The organism is Microbacterium sp. P5_B6 (assembly GCF_056400345.1).
On sequence record NZ_JBFULL010000014.1, the window covers coordinates 16,667 to 30,585 of the forward strand.

Below are 13,919 nucleotides of genomic sequence, written 5' to 3' on the forward strand. Positions count from 1 at the left end.
GGATCCGCGTGGGCTTGCGTCGATGGTGGGACTCAGGTCAGGAGAGGAGACAGTCGTTTCGCCGCGGGCGCGAGCACCTCCACCAGCCGACGCGGGTCTTCGACGCGGTGGCGTGCTCCGGAGAACCCGATTGCGCCTGCGAGCGCCCCTGCGGCATCCCGAATGGGCACAGCGACGCATCCGATTCCCGCCGAGAACTCGCCGATCTGCCGCGTCGCACCCCACACTCGGAGGTCGGATGCCGCGGCTGGGATCACTTCGCCAGGCGCTCCCTGCTCGACGAGCATCAGGCGCCCCAGGGCGAACCGTTCGGGCTCCCGCACGAGCCGGACGGTGTCGCTGAGCGGGAAGTCCGGGTCGGCGTCGGCGATCGACAGCCGCCCTTCGTCGTACCGCACGACGTGCACCCCACCGCGGACGGCGCTGCGCGCCTCCGCGATGACCTCGCGCGCCGCCGTAGGCAGCCGGATCGGCGCCGCTGCAACGGCCAGGTGCACGACCTTCGCCCCCAGCGCGAAACCCGACAGGTCAGGGGTGCGCACGAGGTACTCGTCCTGCACGAGCAGGTTGAGCAGGCGATAGGTCGTCGCACGCGGCAGACCGAGAGCATCTGAGAGTTCGCGAGCGGTGGCGCCCGCCCCGATCCCGGCCACCGCCTCGAGGACTGTGAGGGCGCTGTGGATGGCGCGCGGCTGACGGGCCGCCAGCGACGGCGCCCCAGACCTGCCTGCCTCGCTCACTCCGGCTCCCTGCGCGCCACCCCGCCCAGTACCTGCGAGGCAAGAGGCTCGTCGTACGAGCCGATGTCGTCGAGCGGTGGCGCGCCCGGCCGTGCCCGCCATATGACGAGCACGCCGACGAGGATCGCGAGGCCCGTCGCGACCCACACGCCCGGGTTGCCCGCAGCGCCCTCGACCACGAGGTACATGACGAGACCGCCGGTCAGGGCGACGGCGGCGAGCGCCGCCACGAGCCCCGCCCCGGCAGTGAGTTCTCCGATGCGGCGCAGGAACGCAGGAGCCGCGACGCACACGAGGGCGTAGGCGACGATGTAGCCGACCCCCGCGACGACGATGACGACCTCCATGGCACGCCACACCCCGACGCCGGCGAGCACGAGGCCGACGGGCGCGAGCACGACGAGCGGAACCGCGACCCCGATGGCCGCAATGGGCGTGCGCAGTCGCGCGTGCACCGACCCGAACCACAGCGGCACGATCCCGTCCCGTCCCATCGCGAACAGCACGCGGGTGAGCGCCGTCGTCGAGGCGATGGCGCACGCGAGAAAGGATGCCGCGATCCCGACGTCGGCGACCGCCCCCCACTGATCGACTCCGAACGCCGTGGCGAGGTCGTTCACGGGCGACTCGGACCCGGTGAGATCGCGATCGAGCGTCGCGAACCCGGCGACCTGCGTGTATGCCGCGAGCACGTAGAGGAGCCCGGCGACGACCACCGTCCCGGAGATGGCGCGAGGAATGTTGCGCAGCGGCGCCCGCGCCTCGACGCCAAGGGTCGAGGCGCTCTCGAACCCGACGAACGCTGTGAGTGCAAGCACGGCGCCGGCCGCGATCGCCGATGCAGACACTCCGCCTGTGGCCGGCACCACGGCGGCGAGATCGACCGGTCCGATCCGCACGAGCAGCGCGACGAGGATGCCCGCGATGAGCGCGACCGACAGCACCTCGACGACAAGGGCGACACGCGTCGACAGACGGATGCCGCGCACCAGCACGATCGACAGCACCGCACCTTCGAACAGGAGCAGGCCCGCGGTGGTCGTCGGGCCCGCCAGGTCGGGCCGCAAGCGCTCGGCAAGGATCGAGAGGTAATGCGCGCCGCCGAGGAGCGCGAACACCGACACGAAGCCGTAGCCGACGAGACTCGCGCTCGCCGTCGATATCGACGCAACCGGTCCGAGGCCTTTCGCCACATACGTGAAGAGCGAGCCGCTCGTGACCATCCGCCGCGCGAACTGATTGATGGTGCGCGCCACCATGAGCGACAGGAGCGCCGCGACGATGACCGCCACCACGGTGTTGACGGGGGTGGCGACCCCCGAGACGAGCAGGATCATCGTCGTCGCCGCCGCCGAGGGGGCGACGGCGGACACCGACTGGCCCAGCACGTCGAGGAAGCCGACGCTGCGCCGTTCGAGGCCCTCCAGCGGTGAGGTGCCGGCGAAGTCGTGGACCGGCCGTGGTCGCGCGATCGCACGCTGGAGGGCGGTCACGACGCGTCGCCGCGGTGCTGTGCCGTCATGGAGACCTCCCGGTGCTGCCTGCGGCGAGGCTATCGAGCCACCGTTGCACGGCCGCTTCCCCCGTGTTTCCGGCTCGTGTCTCCCGAATGAGACAGCACGGCCGCACGCTCCCGTTCGGGATGCGCGAGCCTTCACACCGCCGAGACGGCCGTGCAATCGCCGTCGGCGAGGCTCGGGGCATCCTTCACACCCGTCCTGGAAAGGACAGAAATGACCCAACTCGAATCTGCCGGGGTCGAGGCATCCGCCAAGCGGACGCTGCGCGGCTCTCTCGGCGTCACGGCGATCGTCTTCATGGTCGTCGCGGCCGCGTCGCCCCTCACTGTCGTCGGGGGCGCGGCGCCGCTCGGCATCCTTCTCGGCAACGGCGTGGGCTTCCCGGCGCTGTACGCGATCAGCGCCGTCATCCTGCTCTTCTTCGCTGTCGGGCTGGCCGCGATGTCGCAGCACATCCCCAAGCCCGGCGCCTTCTTCACCTACGTGGGCTACGGGCTCGGGCGCTCCACCGGCCTCGCGGCGGCGTGGATCGCGATGCTGACCTACACGACCATCCAGGTGTCGGTCTACGGCTACGTCGGCTACATCCTGAGCTACACGGTCTCGTCCCTCGGCGGCCCCGGGCTGCCGTGGTGGCTCTTCGCGCTTCTCATGATCGGCCTCGTCGGCGTGCTGGGGTACCGCCACATCGACCTGTCGTCGAAGGTGCTCGGGGTGCTGCTCGTGGCAGAGGTCGGCATCGTGCTCGTGCTCGTTGCGGCCGTCGTGTTCTCCGGCGGCGCCGAGGGCCTGAGCCTCGCGCCGTTCGCCCCCGAGAACATCGTGAGCGGCTCGCCGGGCGTTGGCCTCATGTTCGCCATCGCGGCCTTCATCGGGTTCGAGGCGACGGCGATCTTCCGAGATGAGGCACGGGATCCGAACAAGACCATCCCCCGCGCGACCTACGCGGCCGTCATCGGCATCGGCATCTTCTACACCCTCGCGGCGTGGGGCCTCGTGATGGCATGGGGTCCGAGCGCGATCCTCAACGCGGCCGCCGCCGACCCGGGGAGCCTGATCCTGCGCACGATGGCCCAGTACCTCGGCACCGCCGGCGAGGTCATCACCAACGTCCTCCTCATCACGTCGATGTTCGCGTGCGTCCTGTCGTTCCACAACGTCATCACCCGCTACCAGCACTCGATGGCGAACGCGGGCGTGCTGCCCGACCGGGTCGGTGCCGTGCACGCGACCCACCTTTCGCCGCACGTGTCCTCGCTCGTGCAGACCGTGACTGCCGTGGTGCTGATCGGAGTGTTCGCGGCGTTCCAGCTCGACCCGGTGCTCGCCGTGTTCACCTGGTTCGCGGGTGTCGCGACCCTCGCTATCGCGCTCCTCATGGCCGTCACATCAGTCGCGGTGATCGTCTACTTCTTCAAGAGCAAGAAGGACGGCCGTGTCTGGAACACCGTCATCGCGCCGGCGCTCGGCTTCCTCGGCCTGGTGCTGTCGGCCGTGCTCATCACGGCCTACTTCCCGCTGATGGTGGGCGACGTGTCCGCCGATGGCACCCCGGTGTTCGGCGCCGTGAGCTGGTTCCTCCTGGCGCTCATCGTCATCTTCCCCGCCTTCGGCTACGCACAGGCCGCGTGGATCCGCCGACGCCGCCCGGCGGCGTGGGCCAAGCTCATCGACACCATCGCCGGCTGACCGACACCCTGACCCGACACACAAGGAGAACCATGAGCATCACCGACATCGAGGCCGTCGCGACCTACGCCGCCCCGCCGGCGCCGCAGCATCCCCTCTCGTCGCTCACCGCGAGCGAGATCGAGGCCGTCCGCAGCATCGTGCTGAGCATCCCGGAGACGACCGAAACGGTGCGCTTCGCATACGTGGGCCTGGAAGAGCCCGCCAAGGGTGAGGTCCTGACCTGGCAGTCAGGCGGCGCACTTCCCGAGCGCAAGGCGCGAGTACAGCTGCTCGACATGGCGACGACGCGCTCGAGCGACCTCGTCGTATCGATCGACACAGGCGCGGTTCTGAGCGAGACGGTGCTCGACGGCACCGACGGTCAGCTGCCGATCCTCGACGCGGAGTTCGAGGAGGTCGGCGTCATCGCGAACGCGAGCGCCGAGTGGGTCGCCGCGCTCGCGAAGCGCGGCCTCACACCCGACGACGTCGTGCTCGTACCGCTCTCGGCCGGCCACTACGGCCGCGCCGCGGAGGAAGGGCGGCGCATCCTCCGCACCTTCGCGTTCCAGCAGCTGCACCCCTCCGACCATCCGTGGGCGCACCCCGTCGACGGCCTCACGGCCTACATCGACGTGGCCGACCGATCGATCATCGAGATCGTCGACACACCGGGCTTCGCCGTTCCCGCCACGAGCGGCAATTTCGACGACCCCGAACTGCAGGGCGCACCCCTGGAGGGTCTGACCCCGATCGTCATCACCCAGCCGGAGGGCGCGAGTTACACGGTCGACGGCGAGCACGTCAAGTGGGGCGCATGGGACCTGCGCATCGGCTTCGACACCCGCGAGGGCCTGATCCTCCGGCAGCTCTCCTTCGACGGACGACCCGTCCTCTACCGCGGCTCGATCAGCGAGATGGTGGTGCCGTATGCCGACCCCTCGCCGAACCGCTTCTGGCAGAACTACTTCGACACCGGCGAATACCTCTTCGGCCGCTACACGAACGAGCTCGAGCTCGGGTGCGACTGCGTCGGCGAGATCCGGTACTTCGACGCCATCCTCGCGGACGAGCTCGGGCTTCCCCGCACCGTCCGCAACGGCGTCTGCATGCACGAGGAGGACTACGGAACCCTCTGGAAGCACACCGACATCTTCACCGGTTCGAGCGAAGTGCGCCGCGCGCGGCGTCTCGTCATCTCGTTCTTCACGACGGTCGGAAACTATGACTACGGCTTCTACTGGTACCTCTACCTCGACGGCACCATCGAGTGCGAGGCGAAGCTCACGGGCATTCTGTTCACGTCGGCCTTCCCCGGCGATGCGGCTGACGGCACGCCCTACCCGTACGCCTCTCAGGTCGCGCCCGGTCTGGGCGCGCCGTACCACCAGCACCTCTTCTCGGCGCGCCTGGACCTCACGGTGGACGGTGTCGCGAACGTCGTCAACGAGATCGACGCCGTACGGCTGCCGGTGTCGCCGGAGAACCCGTACGGAAACGCCTTCACGAAGCGCGTGACGCCGATCCTCTCCGAGAAGGTGTCCGGACGAGTCGCGGACGGATCCCTCAACCGGGTGTGGCAGATCGCGTCGACCGAGAAGACGACGTCGCTTGGTCAAGCCACGTCGTACGTGCTCTTCCCGACCGAGACGCCGACGCTGATGGCCGACGCCTCGGCCTCCATCACGGAGCGGGCCGCCTTCGCGACGAAGAACCTCTTCGTCACCAAGTACGACCCCGACGAGCGCTACGCGGCTGGGGACTTCGTGAACCAGCATCCGGGCGGGGCGGGCATCCCGCAGTTCATCGCCGGCGACGAGCCGCTCGTCGGCGAGGATGTCGTGCTCTGGCACACCTTCGGCCTCACGCACTTTCCGCGCAACGAGGATTGGCCCGTCATGCCGATGGACTACGCCAAGTTCACGCTCAAGCCGTACAACTTCTTCGAGCGCAACCCTGTGCTGAATGTTCCTGCACCCGCGTCGGCACACTGCTCGGCGGACACCGGGTCGGCCCACGCGACAGCGGGCGGCTACGGCCCCACCCCGGGCGCGCATGACGCCCACGTCGACCACGACCACGGCGCGCACGACCACGGCGCTCACGGCACGGATCACGCCGGCCACGGCCACCACCATCAGTGAGTCGATGACCGAGCTCCTCCATGTCTGGGCGCTCGCGCCCGCCGCGATCGGAACGTGCTGCCTCGCAGCCGATCGCCGGCGGGTGCGGGCGCCCGAGCTCTCGGTGTCGGTTCTCATGCTCGTGGCGATGGCGGATGCCGCGTACTCCTCGGTCATCGCGCCGATCTACTGGGCGATCCTGCTGCTCGCTGCGGCGATGGCGCTCGCCGCGCTGCGCGGTGCACGGCGGCGTGGCGAGCGCGCGCCACACGGCGATCGCGCCATGACATTGCACTCGGCCTTCGGGCTGATCGTCATGGCGGCACTCCTGGTCGCCATGACGGGCGGCGGCCCGACGATGATGTCTGCCTCGGAGCACAGCCACGGCGCCTCCGGCTCACTACTCTCCTTCGCGATCATCGTCGCGGTGGCGCTGTACGCCGCCGCGTCCGGTGTCGCAGCGGTGCGCTCCGCCCGATGGCTCGATCGCGCGCAGTACGCGGGCATGGGGGCCTCCGCCGTCGCGATGGCGTTCGCATCGCTCCTCTGAGCTGCTCCCGCGGGTACGACGGCGGTTCGGCTGTCTGACCAGACCGTTGTCGCGGAGATTGTGCGGTGACCGGCCACAGCAACGCCGGGCCGGGACGCCACGAGACGCCGTCCGACGTGAAACCGGTCAGACGGTCCCGAGCCCGCGCCGCAGCACCGAGATTCCGAAGGCGAAGGCCTCGTCGAGGTCACCGCCGAGCCGGAACGCGCCGGCGAGCTCCATCTGCACGAACCCCGTAGCCCACGCCGTGACGAGCCGGGCGGCCTCGAGCGCGCGTGCATCGCCGGCGACCGCACGGGCGGTTTCGAGGATCGCGGCGGACGCCCGGCCCAGTGCCGCTTGCGGCGCGCTGGTCGAGAAGATGAGGCGGAACCCCTCCGGACGGTCGTGCGCGAACTCCCGATAGGCGCGGGTGAGCCCTTCGAGCGAACGGTCGGAGGCCTCGAGCCGATCCGTGAGGTCGTCTATGGTCGCGGCGATCACCGCTGCGACCAGGGCGTCACGGTCGCGCACGCGCTTGTAGAGAGACGGCGCGCGAACTCCGACGCGGTCGGCGACGCTCTGCATCGTGAGCCGTGACGGTCCTCCCTCTTCGAGCACCTCGCGGCCGGCGTCCACGATCTCCGCCAGCGATGTCCTGTCCGGCGTGGGCATGCGATCTCCTCATGGCTATTGACATTAGCCATGATAGCTATCTACCGTAGCTTTGACAACCGCCGGAAGGATCCGCCATGAAGCTCGCTCCGCACCTCCACCGCCTCGGGAACGACATCGTCGCGTCTTACCTGATCGATACCGACGAGGGCATCACCCTGGTCGATGCCGGGCTCCCCGGCCACTGGCGAGACCTGCAGGACGAGCTCGAGGCGATCGGAAAGTCGCCGCGCGACATCCGGGGCCTCATCCTCACCCATGGCGACAGCGACCACATCGGCTTCGCGGAGCGGCTGCGCCATGAGCATGGAGTCCCGGTCTACGTCCATGCGGCCGACGCCGTGCGCACACAGACGGGTGAGAAGCCGAAGACTCCTCTGGGGCRCATGAGGTTCGCGCCCACCTTGGGCTTCTTCGCCTATGGGCTGCGGAAGAACGCGTTTCGCACCGCGTATGTACAGGAGGTCGTGACCGTGAAGGACGGGCAGGTGCTGGATCTGCCGGGGTCACCCGTGATCCTCGGCATGCCCGGGCACTCCCCCGGCAGCATCGCCGTCCATGTGCCGATCGCGGATGCCGTGTTCGTCGGAGACGCCCTCACCACTCGCCATGTCCTCACCGGCCGTCAGGGGCTGCAGCCGGCACCCTTCACCGATGATCCGGCCGAAGCATCCGAATCGCTGGAGCGACTCGCGGCGCTGGATGTGTCGTGGGTGCTTCCCGGGCATGGCACGCCCTGGAGGGGATCGCCTGGTGACGTGGCGGCAGCGGTGCGTGCGGCCAGCGAGGATCGCTGACCGCCGGCCAGGGCAATTAGTCCCAATTGGAAATATTCTCGGCGTGGGGTCTGTTCCAATCAGAACCAACACGATCGTGCCTTCGGGCGCACGGAAGAGATGAGCCGACATGGACAGCACCACAATCACGATCCTGGGAACGGGACACATGGCACGGACGCTTGCCGGCGGACTGCTGCGGGCGGGCCACTCCGTCGTCTTCGGATCCCGCACTCCCGACGCACCCTCCGATCTGCCTGCGCCGGTCGCCGGTCACAGTGAGGCGATCGCCCAGGGGACCCTCATCATCAGCGCTCTCGCTGCCGCACACTCGCTCGAGACCCTGGCCCCGCTGGCCGATGCGATCGGCGAGCGGGTGCTGATCGACATCGGAAACGCGGTGGACCAGCGTTTCGACCTCATCTACCCCGATTCCAGTCTCGGGGAGCGCCTGCAGCGGACGCTGCCTCGCGCGAAGGTGGTCAAGACGCTCAACACGGTGGGGGGACCCATCGGCGTCGACCCTTCGCTGCTGTCCGCGCCCACCACTGTGTTCCTCTCCGGAGATGACGCGGATGCCAAATCCGCGGTGTCGGCCCTTCTCGGAGACCTGGGCTGGGCTGACGACCAGCAGATCGACCTGGGCGGCATCGAGACCGCGCGCGCGGCTGAGCACTACTTCCTGCTCTTCGCAGGGCTGATGGCAGCGCTTCGGAGCCCGCAGTTCAACTTGGCCATCGTCCGCTGAGCGCAAAGCCACGCCGCCGGCTGGACGTCTCCTCGCCGGCGGCATCCGTTCCGGAGGGCAGATCCCCCACGGACACATCGCCCATCGGAATAGCGTGGGGGTCATGCGCAAGACGGAATCCGCGGTGGACCAGACGATCAGCCGCGACGAGCTGTCGGCGTACTTCGCCCTCCGGGCGGCCGGCGACCGGCTGCAGCAGGCTGTCGCTCGCCAGCTCCGCGAGTTCGAGCTCACGGAGACCCAGTTCACGATCCTGGCTCAGGTGCACGACGCGGGCGAACTGCGCATGACCGACCTCGCACATCGGCTGGTGGCCTCCAAGAACGGGATCACCTACCAGGCATCCCAGCTGGAGCGCCGGGGGCTGATCTCGCGGCGCACCAGCGAGGAGGACGCGCGATCCGTCCTCATCAGGCTGGCTCCGCCAGGCGAGCAGCTGCTCGGCCGAGTGTTCCCCGGGCACATCGCCCTTGTGCGCGAGCTCTTCCTCGACCGCCTCACCCGAACGCAGCTCACCGCCATCCGAGAGGGACTCGGCAGGGTGGCGACCGACTGACAGCGCGCCCCTTTGCGCCTCGGCGGGTGCCCGAGTCAGGCCGCGAGCGCCGAACGGTCGGCGACGATCGCGCGCACAGCATCCCGGCCCGCGCGGTTGGCTCCCACCGTGGACTGCGACGGACCGTACCCGATGAGGAAGAGGCGCGGCTCGTCGATGGACCGGCCCTCCGCGACACGAATGCCGCCCTCGGGGGTCCGCAGTCGCAGGGGTGCGAGGTGGTCGAGCGCCGGCCGGAAGCCCGTCGCCCACAGGATCACGTCGGCGGGCTCGAACGTCCCGTCCGGCATCCGCACGCCCGTCTCCTCGATCGAGGCGAACATCGGATGCCGCACCAGCACCCCGCGCGCCGCCGCTGCCCTCGCCCACGGCGTCCAGTGCATGCCGGTCACCGAGATGACGCTGCCCGGCGGGAGCCCGCGGCGCACGCGGTCTTCCACGCCGGCGATCGCGGCGACCCGCGCGGGGAGGTCGAAGTCGGCCTCGGCCCACTTCGGCTCGCGGCGCGTGACCCACAGGGTGTCGGCCACGCGCGAGATCTCGTCGAGCAGCTGCACGGCTGAGACGCCGGCGCCGACCACGACCACTCGGCGGCCTGCGAACTCATCCGCCGAGACGTAGTCGGCGACATGCAGCTGGCGGCCGCGGAACACGTCCTGACCGGGATAGCGCGGCCAGAACGGGCGAGTCCAGGTGCCTGTCGCGTTCACCACATGGCGTGCCGTCCACGTTCCGCCATCGGTCTCGACCAGGAGACGACCCGCGGGATCGTCGTCCGCGCGACGGACAGCGCTCACGCGGACGGGCCGACGCACCTCGAGGTCGAACCGGTGCTCGTACTCCGAGAAGTAGGCGGGCAGGATGTCGCGGCTCGCGCTGCCCGGGTCGGCGGGCGGAACGGCGAATCCCGGGAGTTCGTGGATGCCGTTCACCGTCGCCATCCGGAGGGACACCCAACGGTGCTGCCACGCACCGCCCGGAAACGGGTTCGCGTCCAGCACGACGAAGCTGTCGTCGGCGGCGCCTGCGCGCGACACCGGCACGAAGCCGCGCCGCTGGAGGTGGTACGCCGCCGAGAGGCCCGCCTGTCCCGCGCCGATCACGACGACGTCGACGCTCACAGGATCCACAGAGCACAGAACCGGGTCGAGGCGGTGGCTATTCCGCGGCGCATTCCCCGGAAGCGAGCTGACGGGCGTGGGCGGGGCTACTCCCCCGCCTCTTCCCGCGCCTCGGCGACCGGGTCGGCGAGCGTCGCGTGATGGCGGCCCCACAGGAGATAGAACGCGACGACGACCGCGAGCCAGACGAAGAACCAGAAGAACGCCGTCCCGGGCAGTCCCGACATGATGTAGAGGCACGCGGCGACGGAGAGGATCGGGACGACGGGGTACCCCGGCACCCGGAAAGCGCGGGGAAGATCCGGCCGCCGGCGGCGCAGGACGATCACACCGATCGACACGACGATGAAGGCCACGAGCGTCCCGATCGAAACGAGGTCCCACAGGTTCGACAGTGGGACGAATCCCGCGAGAAGCCCCACTCCCAGCGCCACCACGAGGATCGTGAAATCAGGCGTGTGGGTGCGCGGGTTCACGCGGGCGAAGATCTTCGGCAGCAGTCCGTCACGTCCGATCGTGAAGAGGATGCGCGTCTGTCCGAAGAGCGTCACGAGCGTGACGGAGAAGATCGAGATCACTGCTCCGGCGGCGAGCACCGTCGCCGGCCAGTCGGCGCCGACGACGTCCTGCAGGATGATCGCGAGCCCGGCCTCCTGCTGCGCGGGGTCGGAGAAGTCCTGCCACGGCTGGGTTCCGAGAGCCGCCACGGCCACGAAGAGGTAGACGGCGATGACGATCACGAGGGCGGTGAGGATCGCCCGAGGGAGCGACCGCTGCGGGTCCTTCACCTCGTCACCCGCTGTAGCGACGGCATCCAGCCCGATGAAGGTGAAGAAGATCGTCCCCGCGGCGGCGGTGACGCCCGCCGCGCCCATCGGAGCGAAGTCCGCGAAGTAGTCGGCGTTGAAGGCGGTGAACGCGATCGCGCCGAACATCACGAGGACGCCGAGCTTGATCAGCACCATCACGGCGTTGACGGCGGCGGACTCACGCGTGCCCTTCAGCAGGAGCAGGGCGCAGAGTCCCACGAGCACCATGGCGGGAAGGTTCACGATGCCGCCGGCGCCGGGCGCCGCGCTCAGCTCGACCGGGATCCGCCAGCCCAGGAGATCATCGAGCAGCTGATTGAGATAGCCGCTCCATCCCGACGAGACTGCTGCCGTCGACACGCCGTATTCGAGCATCAGGCACGCGGCGACGCCCACGGCGATCAGTTCGCCGAAGATCGCGTAGGCGTAGGAGTACGTCGAGCCGGAGATCGGCACGGCGGAGGCCATCTCGGCGTAGCAGAGGGCGGAGAGACCCGCCGCGAGGCCGGCGAGCAGGAACGAGATGATGACCGCGGGTCCGGCGAGCGGCACCGCCTCGTGCATGACGAAGAAGATGCCGGTTCCCACCGTCGCGCCCACGCCCAGCATGGTCAGCTGGAACGTGCCGATCCGGCGCTGCAGGCCACCGGGAGTCGCGGTGGGCGCGACGATCGGCTTCCGACGAAGAAGCTGCTCGCGTAGACCCACCGGGTGTCCTTTCCTCGCGTGCTCGTCAGCGTAGCGGGTCGCCCACGCGAGGCCGGTGGGTCGTCAGTGGACGGCGGCCGCGCCCATCACCGCCGCCGAGACGGAGCTGATCTGCGCGGGGGTCACCCGGCAGCAGCCGCCTACGAGGCGCGCCCCAGCGTCGATCCAGGCGGGCACGTACGACTCGAGCGGCGTGCCGAGACCGGACCAGCTGCGGTGCACCGCATCCCAGGTCTCGCCGCTGTTCGGGTAGGCGAGGAGCGGCTTGTCGGTCACAGAGCGCGCGATCGACAGGGCCGCCGCGACGTCGAGCGCATCGCAGCAGTTGACGCCGACGGCCACGACCGACCGAGAGGCGGCGGCACGCTGGAGGGCTTCGGCGAGACCGTCGCCCGAACGGAGAGCCCCGTCGGCGATCGTGACGCTCAGCCAGGCGGGCATGGCGAGCTCCTCGAGCTCGAGGAGGATCGCCTCGACCTCGGCGAGCGAGGGGATCGTCTCGATCGCGAGGAGGTCGGGGCCCGCTGCCGCGAGTGCGTGAAGCCGCGGCCGGTGCCACGCGCGCAGCTCGCCGACGGTCAGGCCGTAGTCGCCCGTGTACTCGCTGCCGTCGGCACGCGATGCTCCGAAGGGACCCACGGATGCCGCGACCCATGCCTCGCCGGCGAGGCCGGCGTCGGCGCGCGCCTGCCGTGCGAGCTGCACGCTGCGCGTCAGCAGGAGGTCGACACCGCCGGCATCCAGACCCGCGGACTGGAGCGCCTCATAGCTCACCTGATACGACGAGGTGATGGCGACCCTGGCTCCGGCGGCGAAGAACTCCGCGTGGGCCGCGCGGATCTCGGCCGGATGCTCCAGGAGCAGCTGCGCAGACCAGAGCGGCGACGACAGGTCGTTCCCGCGCGCCTCAAGGAGGGTCCCGAGGCCTCCGTCGAGCACCACGGGCCCCGCTTCGATCGCGTCGCGGAGGCTTGTCATGCCGGGGAGTCTATGGGCGCCGGAGTGGCCGATCCCGTCCCGAGACCGTGTCGCAATGACACTGTGATGTGGGGGGCGGCCGGGTCATTCGACATCGCCGTCGACGTACCACCAGCGGCCCGCGTACCGGATGAACCGGCTGCGCTCGTGCAGCGCACCCCTCGCGCCGCCGTCCCGCCAGAGGGCACGGAACTCGACCGTGCCCCGCGTGTCGTCCGCATCGCCGGCTTCCGACTGGATGATCTCGAGCCCCGTCCAGCGGAGCGCGGGGTCGAGGTCGATCGCCTCTGGGCGCGTGCGCGGATGCCACGTCTCCGCGAGGTGCCGCTCGTCGCCGACGACGAACGCCGAGTAGCGCGAGCGCATCAGCGCCTCCGCGGTCGCGGCCGGTGTGCCCGCGAGGACCCGGGCGCAGCATCCGTCGAAGGTGGCGCCGCTGCCGCAGGGGCAGGGGTCTCCCCCGCGGACGATGGCGAATCCTCTCGGACGGGATGCCGCCTGCCCGAATGACATCACCGGCTCGCCTTCGCCGCGCAGTCGACGCACCGGGTGGCGGTCGGCCGCGCCTCCAGCCGGGCGGCCGGGATGCTTCTGCCGCAGTCCTCGCACACGCCGTACGTCCCGGCCGCCGACCGGCGCAGGGCGGCGTCGATCTCCGCGAGCTCTCCGACAGCGGCGTCGTGAAGGCCGGCGAGCCGCGACCACTCGCCGGAGAGGGGTGTTCCCTCCGGGTCGTGCTCGTCGTCGGACGATTCGCTGCTGCGGTCCCGGCGCAGGGTGGCCATATCAGCATCCAGCTGTGCGATCCGGCGCTCGGCCGCGGCCCGCTCGGAGCGGAGGAGGTCGTCGGTGCCGGTCATGATGTTCGAGCCTACGAGGGACGGGCGACACGGCTCGTCACCGTGAGCTGCGGCCGCAAGCCCGAAGCTCGACAAGCTCACCGAGCGCACATAGCCCACGCAAAG

At 69.9% G+C, this 13,919-nt stretch carries 14 protein-coding genes; 6 read left to right on the forward strand and 8 right to left on the reverse strand.

Going from position 1 to position 13,919, the window contains the following annotated elements; all coding sequences use genetic code 11:
- Positions 1 to 32: 32 nt before the first annotated feature.
- Positions 33 to 740, reverse strand: a complete 708-nt coding sequence (locus tag AC1DP3_RS15475) for a helix-turn-helix domain-containing protein (protein ID WP_477294797.1) — start codon at positions 738 to 740, stop codon at positions 33 to 35.
- The gene (locus tag AC1DP3_RS15480) at positions 737 to 2,233 is read right to left on the reverse strand and encodes an APC family permease (protein ID WP_477294799.1); all 1,497 of its coding nucleotides are present in this window, start codon (positions 2,231 to 2,233) and stop codon (positions 737 to 739) included. Before AC1DP3_RS15480 ends, AC1DP3_RS15475 begins: the two co-directional genes overlap by 4 nt.
- Positions 2,234 to 2,473: 240 nt before the next feature.
- Between AC1DP3_RS15480 and AC1DP3_RS15485 the strand changes: the two genes are divergently transcribed.
- From AC1DP3_RS15485 to AC1DP3_RS15495, 3 genes are read left to right on the forward strand one after another with little or no spacing between them, the layout of a single operon-like run.
- Positions 2,474 to 3,949, forward strand: coding sequence for an APC family permease (locus tag AC1DP3_RS15485; protein WP_477294800.1), 1,476 nt, complete (start codon positions 2,474 to 2,476; stop codon positions 3,947 to 3,949).
- 32 nt (positions 3,950 to 3,981) lie between these two features.
- Positions 3,982 to 6,075, forward strand: coding sequence for a primary-amine oxidase (locus AC1DP3_RS15490; RefSeq protein ID WP_477294802.1), 2,094 nt, complete (start codon positions 3,982 to 3,984; stop codon positions 6,073 to 6,075).
- Between the two features lie 4 nt (positions 6,076 to 6,079).
- Entirely contained in the window at positions 6,080 to 6,604 is a 525-nt protein-coding gene (locus tag AC1DP3_RS15495) for a hypothetical protein (protein WP_477294803.1), read from the forward strand.
- A gap of 126 nt (positions 6,605 to 6,730) precedes the next feature.
- On the opposite strand, the gene AC1DP3_RS15500 is transcribed toward AC1DP3_RS15495, so the two are convergent.
- A complete protein-coding gene (locus AC1DP3_RS15500; RefSeq protein WP_477294805.1) occupies positions 6,731 to 7,258 on the reverse strand; it encodes a TetR/AcrR family transcriptional regulator in 528 nt (175 codons plus the stop codon).
- 77 nt (positions 7,259 to 7,335) lie between these two features.
- Here AC1DP3_RS15500 and AC1DP3_RS15505 point away from each other — a divergent pair, with 77 nt between their 5' ends.
- From AC1DP3_RS15505 to AC1DP3_RS15515, 3 genes are all read left to right on the forward strand, one after another.
- Positions 7,336 to 8,055: an MBL fold metallo-hydrolase gene (locus AC1DP3_RS15505; RefSeq protein ID WP_477294806.1), complete on the forward strand. Its 720-nt coding sequence runs from the start codon at positions 7,336 to 7,338 to the stop codon at positions 8,053 to 8,055.
- A 109-nt stretch (positions 8,056 to 8,164) separates the two neighbouring features.
- Entirely contained in the window at positions 8,165 to 8,782 is a 618-nt protein-coding gene (locus tag AC1DP3_RS15510; protein WP_477294808.1) for an NADPH-dependent F420 reductase, read from the forward strand.
- Between the two features lie 103 nt (positions 8,783 to 8,885).
- A complete protein-coding gene (locus tag AC1DP3_RS15515; RefSeq protein ID WP_477294810.1) occupies positions 8,886 to 9,338 on the forward strand; it encodes a MarR family winged helix-turn-helix transcriptional regulator in 453 nt (150 codons plus the stop codon).
- A 35-nt stretch (positions 9,339 to 9,373) separates the two neighbouring features.
- Here AC1DP3_RS15515 and AC1DP3_RS15520 read toward each other — a convergent pair whose 3' ends face one another.
- From AC1DP3_RS15520 to AC1DP3_RS15540, 5 genes are all read right to left on the reverse strand, one after another.
- The gene (locus AC1DP3_RS15520; RefSeq protein ID WP_477294812.1) at positions 9,374 to 10,468 is read right to left on the reverse strand and encodes an NAD(P)-binding domain-containing protein; all 1,095 of its coding nucleotides are present in this window, start codon (positions 10,466 to 10,468) and stop codon (positions 9,374 to 9,376) included.
- Positions 10,469 to 10,545: 77 nt separating this feature from the next.
- Positions 10,546 to 11,976 (reverse strand): APC family permease, encoded by a 1,431-nt coding sequence (locus AC1DP3_RS15525; protein WP_477294814.1) that lies wholly within the window; start codon positions 11,974 to 11,976, stop codon positions 10,546 to 10,548.
- 63 nt (positions 11,977 to 12,039) lie between these two features.
- The gene (gene mmuM, locus AC1DP3_RS15530) at positions 12,040 to 12,954 is read right to left on the reverse strand and encodes a homocysteine S-methyltransferase (RefSeq protein ID WP_477294816.1); all 915 of its coding nucleotides are present in this window, start codon (positions 12,952 to 12,954) and stop codon (positions 12,040 to 12,042) included.
- A gap of 84 nt (positions 12,955 to 13,038) precedes the next feature.
- On the reverse strand, positions 13,039 to 13,467 hold the full coding sequence (locus tag AC1DP3_RS15535) for a YchJ family protein (protein ID WP_477294818.1): 429 nt from the start codon (positions 13,465 to 13,467) through the stop codon (positions 13,039 to 13,041).
- Positions 13,467 to 13,814: a TraR/DksA family transcriptional regulator gene (locus AC1DP3_RS15540; RefSeq protein WP_477294820.1), complete on the reverse strand. Its 348-nt coding sequence runs from the start codon at positions 13,812 to 13,814 to the stop codon at positions 13,467 to 13,469. The genes AC1DP3_RS15535 and AC1DP3_RS15540 overlap by 1 nt, the downstream gene beginning before the upstream one ends.
- Positions 13,815 to 13,919: the final 105 nt, after the last annotated feature.

Coding starts and splice junctions, on each gene's coding strand:
- AC1DP3_RS15485 (WP_477294800.1), top strand. CDS start 2,474: ATGACCCAACTCGAATCTGCCGGGGTCGAGGCATCCGCCAAGCGGACG.
- AC1DP3_RS15490 (WP_477294802.1), top strand. CDS start 3,982: ATGAGCATCACCGACATCGAGGCCGTCGCGACCTACGCCGCCCCGCCG.
- AC1DP3_RS15495 (WP_477294803.1), top strand. CDS start 6,080: ATGACCGAGCTCCTCCATGTCTGGGCGCTCGCGCCCGCCGCGATCGGA.
- AC1DP3_RS15500 (WP_477294805.1), bottom strand. CDS start 7,258: ATGCCCACGCCGGACAGGACATCGCTGGCGGAGATCGTGGACGCCGGC.
- AC1DP3_RS15510 (WP_477294808.1), top strand. CDS start 8,165: ATGGACAGCACCACAATCACGATCCTGGGAACGGGACACATGGCACGG.
- AC1DP3_RS15515 (WP_477294810.1), top strand. CDS start 8,886: ATGCGCAAGACGGAATCCGCGGTGGACCAGACGATCAGCCGCGACGAG.
- mmuM (WP_477294816.1), bottom strand. CDS start 12,954: ATGACAAGCCTCCGCGACGCGATCGAAGCGGGGCCCGTGGTGCTCGAC.
- AC1DP3_RS15535 (WP_477294818.1), bottom strand. CDS start 13,467: ATGTCATTCGGGCAGGCGGCATCCCGTCCGAGAGGATTCGCCATCGTC.
- AC1DP3_RS15540 (WP_477294820.1), bottom strand. CDS start 13,814: ATGACCGGCACCGACGACCTCCTCCGCTCCGAGCGGGCCGCGGCCGAG.